This window comes from Pseudomonas putida, from assembly GCF_028682635.1.
In the GTDB taxonomy this organism is placed as follows: Bacteria; Pseudomonadota; Gammaproteobacteria; order Pseudomonadales; family Pseudomonadaceae; genus Aquipseudomonas; species Aquipseudomonas putida_AE.
This window is the reverse complement of record NZ_JANHLK010000003.1, coordinates 140470-160979: the sequence shown is the minus strand read 5'-3', so window position 1 is coordinate 160979 and position 20510 is coordinate 140470. Positions and strand designations below refer to the sequence as shown.

Here is a 20510-nt window from a genome sequence, read left to right as displayed (position 1 = left end):
CGTGGTATTTGGGGTTTTTTTCATGCAAGCGTATCAGCGCGATTTCATTCGTTTTGCCATCGATCGCGGCGTTTTGCGCTTCGGTGAGTTCACCCTGAAGTCCGGGCGCACCAGTCCTTACTTCTTCAATGCGGGCCTGTTCAATTCGGGTTCGGCCCTGGCGCAGCTGGGTCGTTTCTACGCCGCAGCCATTGCCGAAAGCGGCATTGCCTTCGATGTCCTGTTCGGCCCGGCCTACAAAGGCATCCCGCTGGCGGCAACCACCGCCGTTGCACTGGCCGAGCATCACAACCGTGACCTGCCATGGTGCTTCAATCGCAAGGAAGCCAAGGCCCACGGTGAAGGCGGCAGCCTGGTCGGCGCACCGCTGACCGGCGAAGTGCTGATCATCGACGACGTGATCACGGCCGGCACCGCGATCCGCGAAGTGATGCAGATCATCGCTTCCCAGGACGGCGCCAAGGCGGCCGGCGTGCTGATCGCCCTGAACCGCCAGGAGCGTGGCAACGGTGAATTGTCAGCGATCCAGGAAGTGGAGCGTGATTTCGGTATTCCGGTGATCAGCATCGTTTCGCTGAACCAGGTGCTGGAATTTTTGGCCGACGATCCGCAGCTCAAGCAACACCTGCCAGCCGTAGAAGCCTACCGCGCCCAATTCGGCGTGTAACACGGTCCCCCGCAGGCAAAAAAAGACCCCGTTCAGCCAAGCCGAACGGGGTCTTTTTTGTGGGTGCTGCTTATGGACGCTTGCGATTGCTGATCAAGGTGCCCACACCGGTGTCGGTGAAGATTTCCAACAGGATCGCGTTAGGCACACGACCGTCAATGATCAGCGAGCTGCCCACGCCGCCCTGGACCGCTTCCAGTGCACAACGGATCTTTGGCAGCATGCCGCCATAGATCGTGCCGTCGGCGATCAGGTCGTCGACCTGCTGGGTGGTCAGGCCGGTCAGGACCGTGCCCGATTTGTCCATCAGGCCCGCGATATTGGTCAGCAACATCAGTTTCTCGGCTTTCAGCGCCTCGGCCACCTTGCCGGCCACCAGGTCGGCGTTGATGTTGTACGACTCGCCATTGGCGCCCACGCCGATTGGCGCGATCACCGGGATGAAATCACCTTTGACCAGCAGGTTCAGCAGATCGGTATTGATACCGACTACTTCGCCGACATGGCCGATATCGATGATCTCCGGGGTGGTCATCTCCGGCGTCTGGCGGGTGACGGTGAGCTTCTTCGCACGAATCAGCTCGGCGTCCTTGCCGGTCAGGCCGATGGCGCTGCCGCCGTGACGGTTGATCAGGTTGACGATGTCCTTGTTGACCTGGCCACCGAGGACCATCTCGACCACGTCCATGGTCGCGGCATCGGTCACGCGCATGCCGTCGACAAAGTGGCTCTCGATCGACAGGCGCTTGAGCAGATCACCGATTTGCGGGCCGCCGCCGTGAACCACGACCGGGTTGATACCCACGGCCTTCATCAACACGATGTCGCGGGCGAAGCCGGTCTTGAGCTCCTCGCTTTCCATCGCGTTGCCGCCGTATTTGATCACCAGTGTCTTGCCGACATAGCGGCGAATGTAAGGCAGCGCTTCGGACAGGACCTTGGCGGTGTTGGCGGCGGCTTCGCGTTCGAGGGTCATTCAGGGCTCCGGGTGAATCAGAACGGTAGTTGGAGATCAGGTGCAACACGCTTCAACTGGGCGTGGAAAACGTCCTTGATGCGTTGCAATTCAGCCTCGTCATCGGCCTCGAAACGCAGGACCAGCACCGGTGTGGTGTTGGAGGCGCGAACCAGGCCCCAGCCTTTGGCATAGTCGACTCGCACGCCGTCGATAGTGGTCAGGTCGGCGCCTTCGCCCCACTTCGCGTCGTGCAATGCATCAATGATGCTGAATTTGCTCTCTTCGGTCACATGGATATTGATCTCTGGCGTAGAAATATCGTTCGGGAAGGTCGCGAACAGCTCCTCCGCCGTGGATTTTTCCTTGCTGAGGATTTCCAGCAACCGCGCGGCGCTGTAGATGCCGTCGTCGAAACCGAACCAGCGCTCCTTGAAGAAGATGTGCCCGCTCATTTCGCCGGCCAACAGGGCGCCGGATTGTTTCATTTTCTTCTTGATCAACGAATGACCGGTCTTCCACATCAGCGGACGACCACCGTATTCCTTGATCAGCGGGATCAGGCGGCGGGTGCATTTGACGTCGAAGATGATTTCCGCATTCGGGTTGCGCGCTACCACGTCGCGGGCGAACAGCATCAGCAGGCGATCCGGGAAGACGATGCTGCCGGTGTTGGTCACTACGCCGACGCGGTCGCCGTCGCCGTCGAAAGCCAAGCCGATATCGGCGTTGGTTTCCTTGACCTTGGCGATCAGGTCGACGAGGTTTTCAGGCTTACCCGGATCCGGGTGATGGTTGGGGAAGTTGCCATCGACTTCACAGAACAACGGGATGACTTCGCAGTTCAGCGCTTCGATCAATTGCGGGGCGATCACGCCGGCCGCGCCGTTGCCGCAGTCCACCACGACTTTCAGGCGGCGGGCCAGCTTGATGTCCTGGACGATTTCGGTGGTGTAGCGGTCGAGGATTTCGACCTGGGTGATGCTGCCCTTGCCGCTGGTCAGGTTGTTGGTCTTGAGGCGGTCATGCAGGGCCTGGATCTGTTCATTGGCCAGGGTATCGCCGGCAATGACAATCTTGAAACCGTTGTAATTCGATGGGTTGTGGCTGCCGGTGAGCATCACGCCGGACTTGCCAGCCAGCACATTGGCCGCGTAGTACAGCGCCGGGGTAGGCACCAGGCCAACATCACTGACGTGGCAACCGCTGTCGGCCAGGCCCTGGATCAGTTGTTCAACCAGCTCCGGGCCGGACAGGCGACCGTCACGGCCAACGGAAACGTTCGGTTCATCCTGGGCCAGGCTCTGGGCACCGATGGCGCGACCGAGCCAGTAAGCCGTTTCGGCGTTGAGAAATTCCGGGACTGTGCCGCGTATGTCATAGGCGCGGAAAATGCTGTCGGGGAACTTGGGGGCAACGCGCACTGGGGTGCTCATCTGGGGTAATGCTCCATCTTGAAAGTGGCTGGACAGGCCGGCGAATGACTCGCCGGCAGGTTCAAACTGAAAGGTATGACGGCGTTTTTCGCGCAGAGTTCGTGGTGCGAAAAGGCCATGCCAGCGACGCGAGCGGCTTTTTGGCCGATCAATCCCTTGATTTCAGGCGTGTAGATAAGGTGTCAGTGGCTTCCGGAATGACCGAAACCGCCGGTACCGCGCTGGGTCTCGACGAACTCTTCGACCATCTCGAAATGTGCCTGCACAACCGGTACCAGCACCAGTTGCGCCAGCCGTTCGCCGACGGCCATGGTGAAGTCGGTCTGGCCACGGTTCCAGCACGAGACCATCAGCGGACCCTGGTAGTCGGAGTCGATCAGCCCGACCAGGTTGCCCAGGACGATGCCGTGCTTATGTCCCAGGCCGGAGCGCGGCAGGATCAGCGCCGCCAGGTTCGGGTCGCCGATGTAGACCGACAGGCCAGTGGGGATCAGTACGGTTTCACCCGGCTTGATTACGATGTCCTGCTCCAGCATGGCGCGCAGGTCGAGGCCGGCGGAGCCTGGCGTGGCGTACTGCGGCAGCGGGAATTCGGTACCGATGCGGGGGTCGAGGATCTTGGCTTGCAAAGCGTGCATGTAAATTAAACCTGGTTCAGACGTTCGGCGATAAAAGTGATCAGCTGGCGAGCAATCTTGCTCTTGCTGGTCTGGGCGAAAAGTGTGGCGTGAAGCTCACGGTCGATCACGCTGCAGGCGTTTTCTTCGCTGTTGAAGCCAATGCTCGGGTTGGCGACGTCGTTGGCGACGATCAAATCGAGGTTCTTGTCTTTCAGCTTGCGGGCAGCGTAATCGAGCAGGTGTTCGGTCTCGGCGGCGAAACCGACACTGAACGGACGGTCGGGGCGTGTGGCGATGCTGGCCAGGATGTCCGGGTTGCGTACCATTTGTAGCAACAAGCCGTCGCCGTTCGTAGGATCTTTCTTGAGTTTCTGTGGCGCGACGACTTCCGGGCGGTAGTCCGCGACTGCTGCGGAGGCGATAAACAAGTCGCAGGGAATCGCCGCTTCACACGCGGCGAGCATGTCGCGGGCGCTGACGACGTCGATGCGCGTAACACGATCCGGCGTTGGCAGATGCACCGGGCCGGTGATCAGGGTGACGCGGGCGCCGGCTTCAACCGCCGCTTCGGCCAGGGCAAAGCCCATTTTTCCGGAGCTGTGGTTGGTGATGTAGCGCACCGGGTCGATGTTTTCCTGGGTCGGGCCGGCGGTGATCAGCACGTGCTTGCCGGTCAGGGCCTGGCGCTGGAAGCAGTCTGCCGCGCATTGGGCAAGTTCCGTGGCTTCGAGCATGCGCCCCAGGCCAACGTCACCGCAGGCCTGGCTGCCGGAGGCCGGACCGAAGGCTTTGATGTCACGGCTTTCGAGGGTTTGCAGATTGGCTTGGGTGGCCGGGTCGCGCCACATGGCCTGGTTCATCGCCGGTGCGACGGCAACCACGGCGTCGGTCGCCAGTACCAGCGTGGTCAGCAGGTCATCGGCAATGCCTTGGGCCAGTCGCGCGATCAGATCGGCGGTGGCGGGGGCGATCAGCACCAGATCGGCCCATTTGGCCAGTTCGATGTGGCCCATCGCGGCCTCGGCCGCCGGGTCCAGCAGGTCCAGGTGGACCGGGTGCCCGGACAGGGCCTGCATGGTCAGTGGCGTGATGAACTCAGCACCGCCACGGGTCATGACCACGCGCACTTCCGCGCCCTGATCGATCAGGCGGCGAACCAGGTCGGCGCTCTTGTAGGCAGCGATACCGCCGCCGACGCCCAGAACAATGCGTTTCCGATACAGCCGCTGCATAGGCCTGCCTTTCATTTCGTTGATGACTGCGTTGCGATACCCCCTCCCCAGGAGTGAAATCGCCCGCAAAAAAGATGGGCTACGATATCACAGCGACCGCTACGGAACAGCGGCGCCCACAGACAGGGAGGTGCTATGAGTATTCGCGATTGGCCGTCGGCGGAACGGCCGCGGGAGAGATTGCTTGAACAAGGCTCGGGAAGTCTTTCGGACGCCGAGTTGCTGGCGATATTTTTACGCACCGGCGTGGTGGGTAAAAGCGCCGTGGATCTGGCGCGACACCTGTTGACTCAGTTTGGCAGCCTGCGTTTGTTGCTGGAGGCTGATCAGGAAACGTTCAGCAAACAGTTGGGGCTCGGGCCGGCGAAATTTGCGCAGCTGCAGGCTGCTCAAGAAATGAGCAGACGCCACCTGGCCGAGCGGGCGCGGGACAAGTCGGCGCTGGAAAACCCGCAGGCGGTGCGTGACTACCTCAAATCGATGCTGCGCCATGAGCCCCACGAGGTGTTCGGCTGCCTGTTTCTCGACTCCAGGCATCAGGTACTGGGATTTGAGGTGCTGTTCCGTGGCTCGATCGACAACACCAGCGTCCATCCGCGGCAAGTGGTCAAGCGTGCCCTGGCGCACAATGCGGCGGCATTGATCCTCTGCCACAACCATCCGTCGGGCAACACTGACCCCAGCCAGGCCGACAGGGTGCTGACCAAGCGCCTGCAAAAGGCGCTGGACCTTATCGATGTACGGGTACTCGACCATTTCATCATCGGCGACGGCGATCCGTTGTCGATGGCCGAGTATGGCTGGATGTAGGAGATAGTCGGGGCGAGCGAAACCCATGTGGGAGCGGGCTTGCTCGCGAAGGCGGTGTATCAGTCAGCATTGATGGCGACTGACTCTCCCTCTTCGCGAGCAAGCCCGCACCCACAGGGTTTTGTGTGCGGCGGCTATTATTTGATGTTGACCTTGGAGTAGTCCTGCCGCCCGAACGGGCTGACCGAATACCCCTCGACAGACTTGCTCGTCAGCGCGAAGGCAGTCGGATGAGCCAGCGGCAGCCACAGCGCCTGTTGCTGGATCTGCGTCTGGGCCTGCTCATAGAGTTTGGTGCGCACGCCTTGCTCGCCGGTGGTTTTGCCGGCGCTGATCAACTTGTCCAGGTCCTGGTTGCAATAGCGGGCAAAGTTGGTGCCGGACTTGAGCGCAGCACAGGAAAACTGCGGCGTGAGGAAGTTGTCCGGGTCGCCGTTGTCACCGGCCCAGCCCATGAACAGCAGGTCGTGTTCACCGGCCTTGGCGCGGCGGATCAGCTCGCCCCATTCGATCACGCGAATTTCCGCCTGAATGCCGATTTCCGCCAGGTCGAACTGAAGCATCTGGGCACCCAGGCTCGGGTTGGGGTTCAGCAGGCTGCCGGACGGGCGGGTCCAGATCGTGGTCTGGAAGCCGTCCTTGAGCCCGGCCTTGGCCATCAATGCCTTGGCCTTCTCGATGTCATGGGGGTAGCCCGGCAACGCTTTCGCATAGCTCCAGGTGTTGGGCGGGTAGGGGCCGTTGGCGGGTTCGGCGGTGTCCTCGAACACGGCCTTGACGTAGTTGGCCTTGTCGAAGGCGAGGTTGATCGCCTGGCGCACTTCAGGTTTGTCCAAGGGCGGGTGCTGACTGTTGATGGCGACGAACGCGGTCATGAAGGCGTCAGTTTTTTCGACTTTCAAGGTCGGCTCTTTCAGCGCGGCCTGGACATCCAGCGGTTTGGGCGACAGGGCGATCTGGCATTCATTGCGGCGCAGTTTCTGCAGGCGCACGTTGGCGTCAGGGGTGATGGCAAAGATCAGCGGGTCGACCGAGGGCTTGCCGCCGAAGTACTCGGCATTGGCCTTGTAGCGAACGGTGGCGTCCTTCTGGAAGCGCGTGAATACGAACGGGCCGGTGCCGATCGGCTGGCTGTTGAGCTTCTCCGGCGTGCCGGCCTTCATTAGCTTGTCCGCGTACTCAGCCGAGTAGATCGAAGCGAACCCCATGCTCAGGGTGGCGAGGAAGGTGGAGTCCGGGTGATCCAGGGTAAAGCGAACGGTCAGCGGGTCCAGCGCATCGATCTTCTTGATCAGCGCAGGCAATTGCATCGATTGCGCGTGGGGAAAGCCGCTCTGGGCGACTTTGTGCCATGGGTTGGCCGGGTCGAGCATGCGGTCGAAGCTGAACTTCACGTCCTCGGCGGTCAATTCGCGCGTCGGGTTGAAATAGTCGGTGCGGTGAAATTTAACCTGCGGGTGCAACTTGAAGACGTAGCTCAGGCCATCAGGGGTGACCTCCCAGCTGTCCGCGAGGCTGGCGACCACTTTGCCGCTGGCGGTGTCGAAATCCACCAGGCGGTTCATCAACACGTCGGCCGAGGCGTTGGTGGTGGTCAGCGAGTTGTATTGCACCACATCGAACCCTTCCGGGCTGGCCTCGGTGCAGACGCTCAGGGCGGCGGCGAAGGCCTGTGGGCCCAGCAGGAGCGGGGCAAGCAACAGCGGTAGGGCAGCGAGGCGCATGGTCGGGTTCCTTTACAGATCGAAGGCCCATCTGCAAGTGCAGTCTGGAAAAGGCTTACCCTAGTGGGCTGGATTGCAAATGACTATCCCCTTTTTCGATTTCAGGGGACTATAGCCGATCGATTCGGGTGAGCACGGGTTGGAAAAAAGCTGGATCTTGCCGGTCGAGCGAATTCTCTGCGACGAGCGGTAGAAATCGACGGCAGCCTTGATCCAAGGCGCCTGGCGCCTGAAAAACGGGTTTTTTATCAACTCAACGCACACCGAATGTTGTTGCTCTCGAGTCTTTCTGGTATAAAGCAGCGCTCTTTTCTAGGGGCCCGGTTCCTTCGTTTGTAGGTGTAGCCGGTAAGACCCTTAAAGAAACGCGGCGCCTGGCGCCAAATGACTGAGAGATTAAGCGGCCAACCCATGCCGGGTTGGGCATGTGGTTTTAGAGGGCTGAGGCATGTCGAGAGTCTGTCAAGTTACCGGTAAGGGTCCGGTGACTGGGAATAACATTTCCCACGCAAATAACAAAACCCGTCGTCGTTTCCTGCCGAACCTGCAGCATCACCGCTTCTGGGTTGAAGAAGAGAAACGTTTCGTGCGTCTGCGCGTATCTGCCAAAGGCATGCGTATCATCGACAAGCGTGGCATCACTGTCGTGCTGGCCGAAATCCGCGCCGCTGGCAAGATCTAAGGGAGCTAATCATGCGTGAATTGATTCGTTTGATTTCGAGCGCCGGTACTGGTCACTTCTACACTACCGACAAGAACAAGCGCACTACCCCGGACAAAATCGAGATCAAGAAATTTGATCCGGTTGTTCGCAAGCACGTGATCTACAAGGAAGGCAAAATCAAGTAATTGATTTTTCCCGACTTACGAAAAAGGCCCGTATCGCGAGATACGGGCCTTTTTTGTTGCCTGTGGTTTGTGTGTTGCCTGTCAGGGCCCCTTCGCGAGCAAGCCCGCTCCCACATTTGAGCGCTGTGGACCCGGACAAATGAGCCCTGGCAACAAAAATCCTCAGGCCTTCTGCTCAAACGCCACATAGATCTTGCGGCACGGCTCCAGCACTTCCCAGGTACCGCGGAACCCGGCCGGGATCACAAAGCGATCGCCCGCGCGCACGGTTTTGCTGTTGCCGTCGTTGTCGCGCAGCACGGAAACGCCCTGGACGATTTCGCAGTATTCATGCTCGGTGAAATTCACCAGCCACTGGCCGACGGCGCCTTCCCACACGCCGGCATTCAGTTGGCCGCAAGGACTGTTGTAGTGGTTGTACACTGCTTGTTCGGGATCGCCCTTGAGGACTTTTGCCGGGTCTGGGCGATAGCGTTCGACGGCCGTGGTGGCCTGGCTGAAGTCGACGATGTTCTGGATGCTCATTGTTGTATTCCCCCGTCATTGCGGTGCGAGTGGTTGGTAATGCCGAAGTCTATGTTTATTAAAATGAACATCGCAAGGCCGTTTGCCGGCGTTATGTCAAATATATTGAAACTTCACCTGCCGCTGGTTTAGGGTGGTGGTTGCCTTGGGCCGTAAGCAGGCTGGCCAGGCAGAATTCCTGACAGCGCCCGCGAAGAACGCGGGTGTCGTATTCAATAAGAGGAGGACACTCGCATGACCACCCTGACTCGTGCCGACTGGGAGCAACGCGCTCGCGATCTGAAGATCGAAGGCCGCGCCTACATCAATGGCGAATACACCGATGCTGTCTCCGCCGAGACCTTCGAGTGCATCAGCCCGGTCGATGGTCGCCTGCTGGGCAAGATCGCCAGCTGCGATGCCGCCGATGCCCAACGCGCTGTTGAAAACGCTCGCGCCACCTTCAATTCCGGTGCCTGGTCGCGCCTGGCGCCGACCAAGCGCAAAGCCACCATGATCCGTTTCGCCGGCCTGCTGAAAAAGCACGCCGAAGAACTGGCCCTGCTTGAAACCCTGGACATGGGCAAGCCGATCAGCGACTCCCTGTACATCGACGTTCCTGGCGCGGCGCAAGCCCTGAGCTGGAGCGGCGAGGCCATCGACAAGATCTACGATGAAGTGGCCGCTACCCCGCATGATCAACTGGGCCTGGTCACTCGCGAGCCAGTCGGCGTTGTCGGCGCCATCGTGCCGTGGAACTTCCCGCTGATGATGGCTTGCTGGAAGCTCGGCCCGGCGCTGTCCACCGGTAACTCGGTGATCCTCAAGCCGTCGGAAAAATCCCCGCTGACCGCCATCCGTATCGCAGCCCTGGCCGTTGAAGCCGGGATCCCGAAAGGCGTGCTCAACGTGCTGCCGGGTTACGGTCACACCGTCGGCAAGGCCCTGGCCCTGCATAACGATGTCGACACCCTGGTGTTCACCGGTTCGACCAAGATCGCCAAGCAGCTGCTGATCTACTCCGGCGAGTCGAACATGAAGCGCGTCTGGCTCGAAGCCGGTGGCAAAAGCCCGAACATCGTGTTCGCCGATGCACCGAACCTGCAAGAGGCTGCCGAAGCCGCTGCCGGCGCCATTGCGTTCAACCAGGGCGAGGTCTGCACCGCCGGTTCGCGCCTGCTGGTGGAGCGTTCGATCAAGGACCAGTTCCTGCCACTGGTGATCGAAGCGCTGAAAGCCTGGAAGCCGGGCAATCCGCTGGACCCGGCGACCAACGTCGGTGCGCTGGTGGACACCCAGCAGATGAACACCGTGCTGTCGTACATCGAATCGGGTCACAGCGATGGCGCCAAGCTGGTTGCCGGTGGCAAGCGCACGCTGCAGGAAACCGGCGGCACCTACGTTGAGCCGACGATTTTCGATGGCGTGAGCAACGCGATGAAGATCGCCCAGGAAGAAATCTTCGGGCCGGTGCTGTCGGTCATCGCTTTCGATACCGCCGAAGAAGCCATCGCGATCGCCAACGACACGCCGTACGGCCTCGCCGCGGCAGTGTGGACCAAGGACATCTCCAAGGCTCACCTGACCGCCCGTGCACTGCGTGCCGGTAGCGTGTGGGTCAACCAGTACGACGGTGGCGACATGACGGCGCCGTTCGGTGGCTTCAAGCAGTCCGGCAACGGTCGCGACAAGTCGCTGCATGCGTTCGACAAGTACACCGAGCTGAAGGCGACCTGGATCAAGCTATAAGTCGGTTTTCTTAACGACGTAGATCCCCTGTGGGAGCGGGCTTGCTCGCGAAGGCGGTGTGACAGTCAACATTGATGTTGAATGTGATGGCCTCTTCGCGAGCAAGCCCGCTCCCACAGTGTTTTGTGCAGGCCATAAAAATATCCACAGGAGCGTGGAACATGCGTTGGGCGACGTATTTCGCCGTGTTGGCGTCTGTCTTGAGTGTCGGCCTGGCCCTGGGTGTCAGCATGCCGCTGGTGTCATTCCGCCTGGAAAGCTGGGGTTACGGCTCGTTTGCCATCGGCGTGATGGCAGCCATGCCGGCCATTGGCGTGCTGCTGGGCGCGAAGATTTCCAGTCATCTGGCGGCCCGTCTGGGTACGGCCAATCTGATGCGCCTGTGCCTGTGGGCCGGGGCGGTGTCCATCGGTTTGCTGGCATTGTTGCCGAGTTATCCGATCTGGCTGGTCCTGCGCCTGATGATCGGCGTGATCCTGACCCTGGTCTTCATCCTCGGTGAAAGCTGGATCAACCAACTGGTAGTCGAAGAGTGGCGTGGACGGCTGGTGGCGCTGTACGGCAGCAGTTACGCGTTGAGCCAGTTGGCCGGGCCAATCCTGTTGGGCGTGCTGGGTACCGAGCACGATTATGGTTTCTGGGTCGGCGTCGGGCTGCTGGTGGCGGCGCCGTTCCTGTTGCTGGGACGCAGTGGTGCGCCCGGCAGCGAGGCCTGCAGCGTGACCTTCGGTGATTTGCTGACCTTCTGCCGTGGCCTGCCGGCCATTGCCTGGGCGGTGTCGCTGTTCGCCGCCTTCGAGGCGATGATCCTGACGCTGCTGCCGGTCTACTGTCTGCGCCAGGGCTTCACCACGGAAATCGCCCTGGCGATGGTCAGCACCGTGGTGGTGGGGGATGCCTTGCTGCAACTGCCCATCGGTGCATTGGCTGATCGCGTGTCGCGGCGTGCGCTGTTTACCGGCTGCGCGGTAGTGCTGCTGGTGTCGAGCCTGGCGATCCCGTTGCTGATCGAGACCCTGCTGATCTGGCCGCTGTGGGTGCTGTTCGGTGCCAGTGCCGGCGGGCTGTTTACCTTGTCGCTGATCCTGATTGGCGAGCGGTATCGCGACGATGCGCTGGTGCGGGCCAATGCGCACATTGCCCAGCTGTGGGGCATCGGTTGCCTGCTCGGGCCGTTGATCGCCGGTGCCGGCAGCCAGTGGATCAGTGGGCATGCGTTGCCGTTGCTGATGGCGGCGGGGGCGTTTGGGTTGGTGATATTGGTGTCGCGCCAGGGTGCGTTTGGCGCGATACAGCCCGCATAAGATCAAAAGATCGCAGCCTGCGGCAGCTCCTACAGGGGGAATGCGTACATCTGTAGGAGCTGCCGAAGGCTGCGATCTTTTAAAGCATCCGCTCCAGCCCGACGACGTCGCTGAGCCAGGCATTGAAGCGCCGCCACCAGCTGCCCGGTTCCTCGGTCATGGTGTGCATTTTGCCGTCGTCTTCGGTGGTCCATACGACCTGTTCATTCTTCAACTGCACATGGTAACTCAAGGCCGGTGCCATGCCCTGCAACGCCAGGTCGCGAACGTGGGCCGCCAGTTCCGGACTGTCCACCAGCACCCCGACTTCGGTGTTCCACAGTACCGAGCGCGGGTCGAAGTTGAACGAGCCGATGAAGGATTTTTGCTGGTCGAAGATCATGGCCTTGCTGTGCAGGCTGGAATCGGAATCGCCGTAAGACTTGCTGGAAAACAGCCGAGGTCCGCTACCGCTGCTGTCTCCGGGCTGGCGGCGCAGTTCGAAGAGCTGCACGCCGTGCTCCAGCAGCGCCTTGCGATACGGTGCATAGCCGCCATGCACCGCCGGCACGTCAGTGGCTTCCAGTGAGTTGGTCAGCAGGCGTACCGTTACACCGGCGTCAGCCCGTCCGGTCAGGTAGACCAGCCCCGGTGGCCCAGGCACGAAATAGGCCGAGATCATGATCAGCTCTTTGCTGACGCCATCGAGTGCGGGCGCCAACTGAGTCGTCAGCAGCAACTGAGGGTCAGGCTCGCCGTCGGCCAGGACCTTGCTCGGTGCATCCCACAGCGCCTGATTCCAGGCCCAGATCAGGTCTTCGCGCCAGATATCCAGGCGCGGCTGCGTGGCGAATTTCATCAACTGTTGATAGAGCGCGTGGTTCTGTTTGCGCGATTCCTCCAAGGATTCTTCCAGCCGGGTGCGGGTGTTTTGCAGGTCCTCGGCAGTCGGTTTGCTGGAGACAAATTCAGCGATCGGCTTGCTCAGGGCGCTGTTCCAGTACTGGTCGAAACTGTGCCCCAACTGCTCGGCGACCGGCCCGACACTGAGCATGTCGATGTCGGTGAAGTTCAGGTTGGGCTTGGCATCGAAATACTCATCCCCCAGGTTTCGCCCACCGACAATCGCCATGCTGTTGTCGGCCAGCCACAGTTTATTGTGCATGCGTCGATGTTGCCGCGACACATTGAGCAATCGGCCGATGGTGCGCGTCACGCCGGTGCTGCGACCCAGATGCAACGGGTTGAACACGCGAATCTGGATTTGCGCATGCGCCGCCAGCGTGGCGATGGTCTTGTCCAGGCCATCGCTGGTGGTGTCATCGAGCAGGATGCGTACGCGTACGCCGCGGTCCGCGGCCTTGAGCAATTCAGAAACCAGCATCCGCGTGCTGATGCCGTCATGCACGATGTAGTACTGCAGGTCGAGGCTGCTTTGCGCGTTGCGAATCAGCTCGGCGCGGGCGGTAAACGCCTCGGTGCTGTCGGACAGCAGGCGAAAGCCCGATTTCCCCTCATGGGTGGCGGCCTGGGCCTGGACCGATCGGCCGAATGCCGAGCCGCTCGCCGGTAGCGCCTGGCTCGGTTCAACCTGCAGGTCGAAGTTGGCGCAGCCGCCGAGGAACGAAGTGAGTAACACAAGAGCAAGCAGGGACTGTCTGGCTGTCACTTGGGATCGTTCCGGGTGGCGGCAGTTGTAGGCATATGGACGCTGGTGTGATCAAAAAGGTCAGTCGGCTTGAGCCAGCAGTCTGATGGCTGCAGCGCCGACCTTGCGCACGGCTTCTTCAATCTGTGCCGTTGGTTTGGCAGCGTAGTTCATGCGCAGGCAATTGCGGTATTTGCCCGATGCGGAAAAGATGCTGCCGACGGCAATCTGCACGCCTTGATCGTGCAGTTCGCGATTGAGTTTCAGCGTGTCGAATCCTTCCGGCAGCTCAACCCAGAGCATGAAGCTTCCCTGCGGTCGACTGGCGCGAGTGCCCGGAGGGAAGTAGCGAGCGACCCAGTCGATCATCATGTCGCGATTACGCTGGTATTGCGTGCGCATCCGCCGCAAATGCGGTTCGAAATGGCCGCCCTTGAGGAATTCGGCGATGGCGATCTGCGGTTGCGGAGCGGTCGAGCCGGTGCTGATGTATTTCATGTGCAGCACCCGTTCCAGATAGCGCCCGGGCGCGACCCAACCGATGCGCAGGCCTGGAGCCAGGGTCTTGGAAAATGAGCTGCACAGCAGCACGCGGCCGTCCTCGTCGAAGGATTTGATCGTGCGTGGGCGCGGATAGGAATAGGCCAGTTCGCCATACACATCGTCTTCGATGATCGCCACGTCGAAACGCTGAGCGAGCGTCAACAGCGAGCGTTTGCGCGACTCCGGCATGATGTAGCCCAGCGGGTTGTTGCAGTTGGGGGTCAACTGTATGGCCTTGATCGGCCACTGTTCCAATGCCAGTTCCAGGGCATCCAGGCTGATCCCGGTAAGCGGGTCGGTGGGGATCTCCAGGGCTTTCATGCCCAGCCCCTTGAGGGTCTGCATGGCGCCGTGAAAGCTCGGTGAGTCCACCGCCACGATGTCTCCGGGTGCACAAATTGCGCGAATACTGGTGGACAACGCTTCGTGGCATCCGGTGGTCACCACCAGGTCGCCGGGCCCCAGCTGGCAGCCCGAGTCGAGCATCAGGCGGGCGATCTGTTCGCGCAGTTCGAGGTTACCGTGGATGTTGTCGTAATACAGGCCCGGCATGTCTTGCCGCCGGCTGATGCGCGCCAGATCGCGCAGCAAGGGTTTCATGGTCGGGCTGGTGATGTCCGGCATGCCGCGACCCAGTTGCACCACGTCCTTGCGCGGCACTGCGCGGATCAGTTCCAGCACCTGGTCCCATTGCGAAATATCCACCGGCCGTTGGGCCGGACGGCCAATCGCCGGCAGGTCCGGCAGTTCGCGGCTGACGGGCACGAAGTACCCGGACTTTGGCCGTGGCGTGGCCAAACCGTTGTCTTCCAGCACCCGATAGGCTTGCTGCACCGTGCTCAGGCTGACCCCGTGTTCGACGCTCAGCGCCCGCACCGAGGGCAAGCGGTCACCGGGACGATAGAAGCCCTGTTCGATACGCGTGCCGAGCAATTCGGCGAGGTTGACGTAAAGGGTCATGGTGCAGTCTCGGCGTGGGAGAGGGGGATGACCAGTACAGATCGGGCAAAAATTCAGGATTCAGCGGCTTGAACGGTAAATCTGTATGGATTTAATACAGCTGCTTTGAATCTGTAATGCTTTTGCTCGCCCCAGCATCATGAAAGCTCTGGCTACCCAAGTAAACAGGAGCAATCAAAATGAACGGCTTGAGCGATGTGCGGCTGACGTTACACAGTCAGGAACTGACGGCAGGGCAAAGGGACGGTGCACGCCATGCGCCCATGCGCAATGCGCCGTCCCACCTGAGCCGCTGGGGTCTGTTCTGGCAGCGACTGCACACGCGCAAGGCATTGCTGGCGCTGACGGCGGAACAGCTCAAGGATGTCGGGCTGACGCGCGAGCAGGCGCGGGAGGAGGGGCTTAAGCCGTTCTGGCGGATCTGACTCAAGTGGTGTTCTTTAAATCGATTCGCGAGCAAGCCCGCTCCCACATTGGATCTTGGTGAACACGGATTTTGTGTTCGATCACATATCAAATGTGGGAGATTCTATGTTTGGGGGGAAGCCCCCAAGACTGGATTTGGCTGATACTCGCTCTGGTTCTTCATCAGGGCGAACGCCACTCGTGCCAGCTTTCGAGCCAGGATGACCAGCACTTGAGTCGTCTTTAATCCTCGCTCCAGATAGCGTTCGTAAAACGGCTTCCAGGTCTTCGAGCGACTGGCAGCCATCGCGGCGTTATGCAGCAGACGCCGTATTTCGGAGTCACCTTTCTTGGTCAGCTTTCGACGTCCGTTCATTTGCCCCGAATCAGAGACTCTCAAATCCATTCCAAGGAACGCGATATAGGCGTCACCACTGGCGAAGTCGCCACGTTGAAATGCCATCGTCAGTGCGGTGGCGGTAAGAAAACCGACCCCCTCTACGGCCTGGCAGCGTTTGACTTGATCCAACAGCCCCGCCTCTTTGACGACTTCCAACAGCTTCTTCTGGATGAGTAAATCCAATCGACCCATGGCAGCTATCTGTTGTTTGAATGCCGCTTTCAGCAGCGGCTCGTCGTTCCAGCTTTGAGTCAGGCTGACACGCGCCTGGACCAATGTCGCTCGTCTTCGAAGCAGGCTTTGAAGCTTGGTATAGACCTTCGGCGGCGGGCTCCAAGGACGTAGCTCTTCCTCTTCGTTCTTCAAGTAACGCGCCAGTAAACGCGCGTCGCTGGCATCTGTTTTGGCGCGGCCACCCACTCCTTTGCGGTAGTTACTCAAACGGAAACCGTCGATGACATAGACGGCATGTCCCATTGCATGAGCCAGCTCAACCGTATCCAGGTGATAGATATTGGTGGCTTCAATCGCGATGGCGCTGTTTGCAGGTAACGTTTTCAGCCACTTTGTAAGAGACGGTTTATCGTTTGACACGGGTAACAGCAGATCCGTGTCGGCCTGATAGACCACCACTTCGGCCTTGGCGACATCCACTCCGACTACAGAACGCGAGACACTCATTGCCACAAAGAAAGCTCCGGGTTAGGGTTTAAAGGCTTGTCGGGGCTTCACCATTGCGCTGGCTTGCTTCTATCGTCGGTCATGGCCGATGCATTCCTTATCGGCGCTTTGGTGAAGGGGTGGGGCGAAGTCTCCCACGGTCTGTACTGGCTAGAGTCAGATGCTGGCTTTTAGTCCCACCACCCCTACAAGTCTAAACATACAAGCGGGCTTGCTCGCGAAAGCGTCGGCACAGACGCCTCGAATTGTTCAGACCAACTCTTTCATCCGATGCCACAACATCCCCAACGCCAGCAACGGCGAGCGCAGATGCTTGCCGCCGGGGAAGGTGATGTGCGGCACCTGGGCAAACAAGTCGAAGCCTCCACCGTGCTGACCGCTGATGGCCTCGGCCAGCAGCTTGCCCGCCAGGTGCGTGGCGTTCACCCCATGACCGGAATAGGCCTGGGCGTAATACACGTTCGTCTGGTCCTTGAGCCGCCCGATCTGCGGTAGGCGGTTGGCACCGATGCCGATCATCCCACCCCATTGATAATCGATCCGCACGCTGGCCAGTTGCGGAAAGACCTCCAGCATTTTCGGGCGCATATAGGCCGCGATGTCTTTCGGATCTCGCCCCGAGTAATGGCAGGCGCCGCCGAACAGCAAGCGGCGGTCCGCCGAGAGTCGGTAGTAATCCAGTGCCACCCGTTGATCGCAGACCGCCATGTTCTGCGGCAGCAGGGCGTGGGCCTGCTCTTCACTCAAAGGCTCGGTGGCGATGATATAGCTGCCGGCGGGCAGCACTTTGCCGCTGAGTTCGGGATTGAGTTCATTGAGGTAGGCGTTGCAGCCCAGTACCAGGGTCTTGGCCCGGACCGAGCCTTTGGCGGTGTGCACCTTGACCTCGGGGCCGTAATCGATGCGCGTGACGGCCGACTGCTCAAACAGTCGGGCCCCCAGTTGCTGGGCGGCCGCGGCTTCGCCCAGGGCCAGGTTCAGCGGATGCAGATGGCCGGAGCCCATGTCGATCAGCCCGCCGACGTAGCGTTTGGAGCCCACCACCGTGTGCATTTCATGGGCTTGCAGCAGTCGGGTTTCATAGCGGTAACCGAGACTGCGCAGTTCTTCGGCGTCTTCGGCGAAGCCTTCGAGGTCGCGCGGCTTGTTGGCAAGGTCGCAATAGCCCCAGGTCAGGTCGCAGGGAATGCGAAACCGCTCGACTCTCTGTCGGACGATTTCCACCGCTTCCAGGCCCATGAGCTTCATCTGACGTACGCCGTCGGTACCGATCACATTGGCAAACTGATCCAGGCCATGGCCAACCCCCCGAATCAACTGCCCGCCATTGCGGCCGCTGGCGCCCCAGCCGATTTTATGGGCTTCGAGCAGCACCACGCTCAGGCCGCGTTCTGCCAGTTCCAGCGCGGTGTTCAACCCGGAGAACCCGCCACCGACCACGCAAACGTCAGCCACCAGCTCGCCGGTCAGCACCGGATGGTCGGGCTGGGGCAGGCTGCTGGCGGCATAATAAGAGCCGGTGTGCTGGTGATTCGCGGCAGGCGGCTGGGCACGGCCATTCATGTGCGTGATCCTGATTCGAGCGTCTGGAAAATTTGACGGAGCATAAGCCGGACCTCGTAGGCGGGCAACACTGGTCGGCCGGTGCTGTCTGGATCGGGGCTTTTACGTCAGAATCCGACCCTGTTCCGAGATCGGTAGTGTTTTAGATGAGTTGCAACAGTCAGAAAATTCGCACGCTGCGCCAACAGATTCCCTCGTTCGAGTGCGTGCCCGGTTGCCATGACTGCTGCGGCCCGGTAACCACTTCGCCGGAGGAAATGTCCCGTCTGCCGCGCAAGAGCCGCGCCGAGCAGGAGGCGGCGATGGACGAACTCAACTGCGTTCACCTGGGGCCGAACGGCTGCACGGTATATGACGAGCGGCCGCTGATATGCCGGTTGTTTGGCACCACCAAGACCCTGCCGTGCCCCAATGGGCGAGGGCCGGTAGAGTTGATTCATCCGCGGGTGGAGAAGCAGGTATTCGAGTACATGGCCTCGAATCGGCAGGTGCTGGTTTAAAAGATCTTCAATCCGGAATCGGCAAACTCAAACTCTCCTTCACCTCTTCCATCACGATATAGCTCTTGGATTCGCGCACATGCGGCAGCTTGAGCAGGATGTCGCCCAGCAGTTTGCGGTACGAGGCCATCTCGGATATCCGCGCCTTCACCAGGTAGTCGAAATCCCCTGACACCAAATGGCACTCCAGGACGTGGGGCAGCTTCAGGACCGCGCGCCGGAACTCTTCGAAGGTATCGCCGGACTTGTAATCGAGGCTGATCTCGACGAACACCAACAGGCTGCCCTTGAGGTGCTGCGGATTAAGCCGGGCGTTGTAGCCCATGATGATCCCCTCGCGCTCCAGGCGGCGCACCCGCTCGGTACAGGGCGTGGTCGAGAGCCCGACTTTTTCCCCAAGCTCGGTAAAGGATATGCGCCCGTCCGCTTGCAGGATCCGCAGGATGTTGCGGTCGATCTTGTCCAGCTCACGTTTGGTCTGAGTGTTGGTACGCATAGGGGATGCGCCTCCGTGAAAAGGGTTTTTGCCGAGAATTGTCGCCAAATATAGGCGCTTATATAGTGAAAAGCACTGGCAAATCTTTTTTAAACTGCGCACATCTGAAGCTCTGAACAACAAACGTCAGCGGTTAGCCGCGATGAGGGAAATGAAAATGCGCGTCATGGTCTTGGGCAGCGGCGTCATCGGTACCACCAGTGCTTATTATCTGGCGCGTGCCGGGTTTGAAGTGGTGGTGGTCGACCGGCAGCCAGCGGCCGCCATGGAGACCAGTTTCGCCAACGCCGGGCAGGTTTCGCCGGGTTATGCCTCGCCGTGGGCCGCGCCGGGTGTGCCGCTCAAGGCCATCAAATGGCTGCTGCAGCGCCATGCACCCCTGGCGATCAAGGCCACTGCCGACATCGATCAGTACCTGTGGATGGCACAGATGCTACGCAACTGCACCGCCAGCCGTTACGCGGTGAACAAGGAGCGCATGGTCCGCCTGTCCGAGTACAGCCGTGACTGCCTCGACGAATTGCGCGCTGAAACCGGCATCGCCTACGAAGGCCGCAGCCTCGGTACCACGCAACTGTTCCGCACCCAGGCCCAGCTTGATGGCGCCGCGAAAGACATCGCCGTGCTGAAAGAGTCCGGCGTGCCGTTCGAACTGCTCGACCGCGAAGGCATTGCCCGCGTCGAACCGGCCCTGGCCAGCGTCACCGACATCCTCGCCGGTGCCCTGCGCCTGCCGAACGACCAGACCGGCGACTGCCAGATGTTCACCACCAAGCTCGCCGAAATGGCCGCCAACCTCGGTGTGCAGTTCCGTTTCGGCCAGGACATTCAGCGCCTCGACTTCGCCGGTGACCGTATCAACGGCGTGTGGATCGACGGCAAGCTGGAAACCGCTGACCGCTACGTACTGGCGCTCGGCAGCTACTCGCCGCAACTGCTCAAGCCGCTCGGCATCAAGGCGCCGGTGTATCCACTCAAGGGTTACTCCCTGACCGTGCCGATCACCAACCCGGCAATGGCCCCGACCTCGACCATTCTCGACGAGACCTACAAGGTCGCGATCACCCGTTTCGACAACCGCATCCGCGTTGGCGGCATGGCGGAGATCGCCGGTTTTGACCTGTCGCTGAACCCGCGTCGCCGGGAAACCCTGGAGATGATCGTCAACGACCTTTATCCTCAGGGCGGCAACCTGGCCGAAGCCAGCTTCTGGACCGGCCTGCGTCCGACCACGCCGGACGGCACGCCGATCGTCGGTGCGACCCCGTTCAAGAACCTGTTCCTGAACACCGGTCACGGCACTCTCGGCTGGACCATGGCGTGCGGCTCCGGTCGCTTGCTGGCGGACCTGATGGCCAAGAGAAAGCCGCAGATCAGCGCCGAAGGCCTCGATATTTCCCGTTATGGCAGCAAAACCCAGGATACTGCAAAGCATGTCAGCCCTGCGCCAGCTCACCAATGAGGCCTCGCGCCACGGTTGTAGCC

Annotated in this window: 19 protein-coding genes and 1 pseudogene; 9 read left to right on the top strand and 11 right to left on the bottom strand. The window is 60.6% G+C overall.

The window, feature by feature from the left end; translation table 11 throughout:
- Window positions 1-22: 22 nt before the first annotated feature.
- On the top strand, window positions 23-667 hold the full coding sequence (gene pyrE, locus NPS56_RS05010; protein ID WP_007975175.1) for an orotate phosphoribosyltransferase: 645 nt from the start codon (window positions 23-25) through the stop codon (window positions 665-667).
- Window positions 668-737: 70 nt separating this feature from the next.
- On the opposite strand, the gene argB is transcribed toward pyrE, so the two are convergent.
- The 4 genes and pseudogenes from argB to coaBC all read right to left on the bottom strand — a co-directional run bounded on the left by argB (window position 738) and on the right by coaBC (window position 4910).
- Complete coding sequence (gene argB, locus NPS56_RS05005) at window positions 738-1643, bottom strand: acetylglutamate kinase (protein ID WP_008047078.1); 906 nt, start codon at window positions 1641-1643, stop codon at window positions 738-740.
- A gap of 17 nt (window positions 1644-1660) precedes the next feature.
- Window positions 1661-3064: pseudogene (locus tag NPS56_RS05000) on the bottom strand (phosphomannomutase/phosphoglucomutase); the annotation flags it as partial.
- Window positions 3065-3240: 176 nt separating this feature from the next.
- Window positions 3241-3696, bottom strand: a complete 456-nt coding sequence (gene dut, locus NPS56_RS04995) for a dUTP diphosphatase (RefSeq protein WP_047535088.1) — start codon at window positions 3694-3696, stop codon at window positions 3241-3243.
- A gap of 5 nt (window positions 3697-3701) precedes the next feature.
- Window positions 3702-4910 (bottom strand): bifunctional phosphopantothenoylcysteine decarboxylase/phosphopantothenate--cysteine ligase CoaBC, encoded by a 1209-nt coding sequence (gene coaBC, locus NPS56_RS04990; protein WP_008054605.1) that lies wholly within the window; start codon window positions 4908-4910, stop codon window positions 3702-3704.
- A 135-nt stretch (window positions 4911-5045) separates the two neighbouring features.
- On the opposite strand from coaBC, the gene radC reads away from it, so the two are divergent.
- Entirely contained in the window at window positions 5046-5720 is a 675-nt protein-coding gene (gene radC, locus NPS56_RS04985; RefSeq protein ID WP_274073718.1) for a RadC family protein, read from the top strand.
- 137 nt (window positions 5721-5857) lie between these two features.
- Here the strand turns inward: radC and NPS56_RS04975 are convergent, their stop codons facing one another.
- Window positions 5858-7444 (bottom strand): ABC transporter substrate-binding protein, encoded by a 1587-nt coding sequence (locus tag NPS56_RS04975; protein WP_274073717.1) that lies wholly within the window; start codon window positions 7442-7444, stop codon window positions 5858-5860.
- A gap of 448 nt (window positions 7445-7892) precedes the next feature.
- On the opposite strand from NPS56_RS04975, the gene rpmB reads away from it, so the two are divergent.
- Window positions 7893-8126: a 50S ribosomal protein L28 gene (rpmB, locus tag NPS56_RS04970; protein ID WP_003176907.1), complete on the top strand. Its 234-nt coding sequence runs from the start codon at window positions 7893-7895 to the stop codon at window positions 8124-8126.
- 11 nt (window positions 8127-8137) lie between these two features.
- Entirely contained in the window at window positions 8138-8293 is a 156-nt protein-coding gene (gene rpmG, locus NPS56_RS04965) for a 50S ribosomal protein L33 (protein WP_007894709.1), read from the top strand.
- Window positions 8294-8455: 162 nt separating this feature from the next.
- Here rpmG and NPS56_RS04960 read toward each other — a convergent pair whose 3' ends face one another.
- Entirely contained in the window at window positions 8456-8818 is a 363-nt protein-coding gene (locus tag NPS56_RS04960) for a cupin domain-containing protein (protein WP_008054608.1), read from the bottom strand.
- Between the two features lie 234 nt (window positions 8819-9052).
- On the opposite strand from NPS56_RS04960, the gene NPS56_RS04955 reads away from it, so the two are divergent.
- On the top strand, window positions 9053-10546 hold the full coding sequence (locus NPS56_RS04955) for an aldehyde dehydrogenase (RefSeq protein WP_274073716.1): 1494 nt from the start codon (window positions 9053-9055) through the stop codon (window positions 10544-10546).
- Window positions 10547-10707: 161 nt separating this feature from the next.
- Window positions 10708-11850, top strand: a complete 1143-nt coding sequence (locus NPS56_RS04950; protein ID WP_274073715.1) for an MFS transporter — start codon at window positions 10708-10710, stop codon at window positions 11848-11850.
- 79 nt (window positions 11851-11929) lie between these two features.
- Here NPS56_RS04950 and NPS56_RS04945 read toward each other — a convergent pair whose 3' ends face one another.
- Both NPS56_RS04945 and NPS56_RS04940 read right to left on the bottom strand, forming a co-directional pair.
- The gene (locus NPS56_RS04945) at window positions 11930-13498 is read right to left on the bottom strand and encodes a phospholipase D family protein (protein ID WP_274073714.1); all 1569 of its coding nucleotides are present in this window, start codon (window positions 13496-13498) and stop codon (window positions 11930-11932) included.
- Between the two features lie 60 nt (window positions 13499-13558).
- A complete protein-coding gene (locus NPS56_RS04940) occupies window positions 13559-14980 on the bottom strand; it encodes a PLP-dependent aminotransferase family protein (RefSeq protein WP_274073713.1) in 1422 nt (473 codons plus the stop codon).
- A gap of 179 nt (window positions 14981-15159) precedes the next feature.
- Here NPS56_RS04940 and NPS56_RS04935 point away from each other — a divergent pair, with 179 nt between their 5' ends.
- Window positions 15160-15405, top strand: coding sequence for a DUF1127 domain-containing protein (locus NPS56_RS04935; RefSeq protein ID WP_274073712.1), 246 nt, complete (start codon window positions 15160-15162; stop codon window positions 15403-15405).
- A gap of 104 nt (window positions 15406-15509) precedes the next feature.
- Here the strand turns inward: NPS56_RS04935 and NPS56_RS04930 are convergent, their stop codons facing one another.
- Entirely contained in the window at window positions 15510-16472 is a 963-nt protein-coding gene (locus NPS56_RS04930) for an IS110 family transposase (RefSeq protein ID WP_274073711.1), read from the bottom strand.
- A 243-nt stretch (window positions 16473-16715) separates the two neighbouring features.
- Window positions 16716-18029: an NAD(P)/FAD-dependent oxidoreductase gene (locus NPS56_RS04925; RefSeq protein WP_274073710.1), complete on the bottom strand. Its 1314-nt coding sequence runs from the start codon at window positions 18027-18029 to the stop codon at window positions 16716-16718.
- Between the two features lie 146 nt (window positions 18030-18175).
- Between NPS56_RS04925 and NPS56_RS04920 the strand changes: the two genes are divergently transcribed.
- A complete protein-coding gene (locus tag NPS56_RS04920) occupies window positions 18176-18529 on the top strand; it encodes a YkgJ family cysteine cluster protein (protein WP_274073709.1) in 354 nt (117 codons plus the stop codon).
- Window positions 18530-18536: 7 nt separating this feature from the next.
- On the opposite strand, the gene NPS56_RS04915 is transcribed toward NPS56_RS04920, so the two are convergent.
- Window positions 18537-19025 (bottom strand): Lrp/AsnC ligand binding domain-containing protein, encoded by a 489-nt coding sequence (locus tag NPS56_RS04915; protein WP_003177284.1) that lies wholly within the window; start codon window positions 19023-19025, stop codon window positions 18537-18539.
- Window positions 19026-19182: 157 nt separating this feature from the next.
- Here NPS56_RS04915 and dadA point away from each other — a divergent pair, with 157 nt between their 5' ends.
- Window positions 19183-20487, top strand: a complete 1305-nt coding sequence (dadA, locus tag NPS56_RS04910) for a D-amino acid dehydrogenase (RefSeq protein ID WP_274073708.1) — start codon at window positions 19183-19185, stop codon at window positions 20485-20487.
- Window positions 20488-20510 lie beyond the last annotated feature (23 nt).

What these genes read in the sequence shown, in the direction of transcription:
- argB (WP_008047078.1), bottom strand. Translation starts at nt 1,643, where the DNA reads ATGACCCTCGAACGCGAAGCCGCCGCCAACACCGCCAAGGTCCTGTCC.
- NPS56_RS04950 (WP_274073715.1), top strand. Translation starts at nt 10,708, where the DNA reads ATGCGTTGGGCGACGTATTTCGCCGTGTTGGCGTCTGTCTTGAGTGTC.
- NPS56_RS04935 (WP_274073712.1), top strand. Translation starts at nt 15,160, where the DNA reads ATGAACGGCTTGAGCGATGTGCGGCTGACGTTACACAGTCAGGAACTG.
- NPS56_RS04960 (WP_008054608.1), bottom strand. Translation starts at nt 8,818, where the DNA reads ATGAGCATCCAGAACATCGTCGACTTCAGCCAGGCCACCACGGCCGTC.
- NPS56_RS04955 (WP_274073716.1), top strand. Translation starts at nt 9,053, where the DNA reads ATGACCACCCTGACTCGTGCCGACTGGGAGCAACGCGCTCGCGATCTG.
- NPS56_RS04915 (WP_003177284.1), bottom strand. Translation starts at nt 19,025, where the DNA reads ATGCGTACCAACACTCAGACCAAACGTGAGCTGGACAAGATCGACCGC.
- radC (WP_274073718.1), top strand. Translation starts at nt 5,046, where the DNA reads ATGAGTATTCGCGATTGGCCGTCGGCGGAACGGCCGCGGGAGAGATTG.
- rpmG (WP_007894709.1), top strand. Translation starts at nt 8,138, where the DNA reads ATGCGTGAATTGATTCGTTTGATTTCGAGCGCCGGTACTGGTCACTTC.
- NPS56_RS04975 (WP_274073717.1), bottom strand. Translation starts at nt 7,444, where the DNA reads ATGCGCCTCGCTGCCCTACCGCTGTTGCTTGCCCCGCTCCTGCTGGGC.
- dadA (WP_274073708.1), top strand. Translation starts at nt 19,183, where the DNA reads ATGCGCGTCATGGTCTTGGGCAGCGGCGTCATCGGTACCACCAGTGCT.
- NPS56_RS04920 (WP_274073709.1), top strand. Translation starts at nt 18,176, where the DNA reads ATGAGTTGCAACAGTCAGAAAATTCGCACGCTGCGCCAACAGATTCCC.
- rpmB (WP_003176907.1), top strand. Translation starts at nt 7,893, where the DNA reads ATGTCGAGAGTCTGTCAAGTTACCGGTAAGGGTCCGGTGACTGGGAAT.
- NPS56_RS04940 (WP_274073713.1), bottom strand. Translation starts at nt 14,980, where the DNA reads ATGACCCTTTACGTCAACCTCGCCGAATTGCTCGGCACGCGTATCGAA.
- pyrE (WP_007975175.1), top strand. Translation starts at nt 23, where the DNA reads ATGCAAGCGTATCAGCGCGATTTCATTCGTTTTGCCATCGATCGCGGC.
- NPS56_RS04925 (WP_274073710.1), bottom strand. Translation starts at nt 18,029, where the DNA reads ATGAATGGCCGTGCCCAGCCGCCTGCCGCGAATCACCAGCACACCGGC.
- dut (WP_047535088.1), bottom strand. Translation starts at nt 3,696, where the DNA reads ATGCACGCTTTGCAAGCCAAGATCCTCGACCCCCGCATCGGTACCGAA.
- coaBC (WP_008054605.1), bottom strand. Translation starts at nt 4,910, where the DNA reads ATGCAGCGGCTGTATCGGAAACGCATTGTTCTGGGCGTCGGCGGCGGT.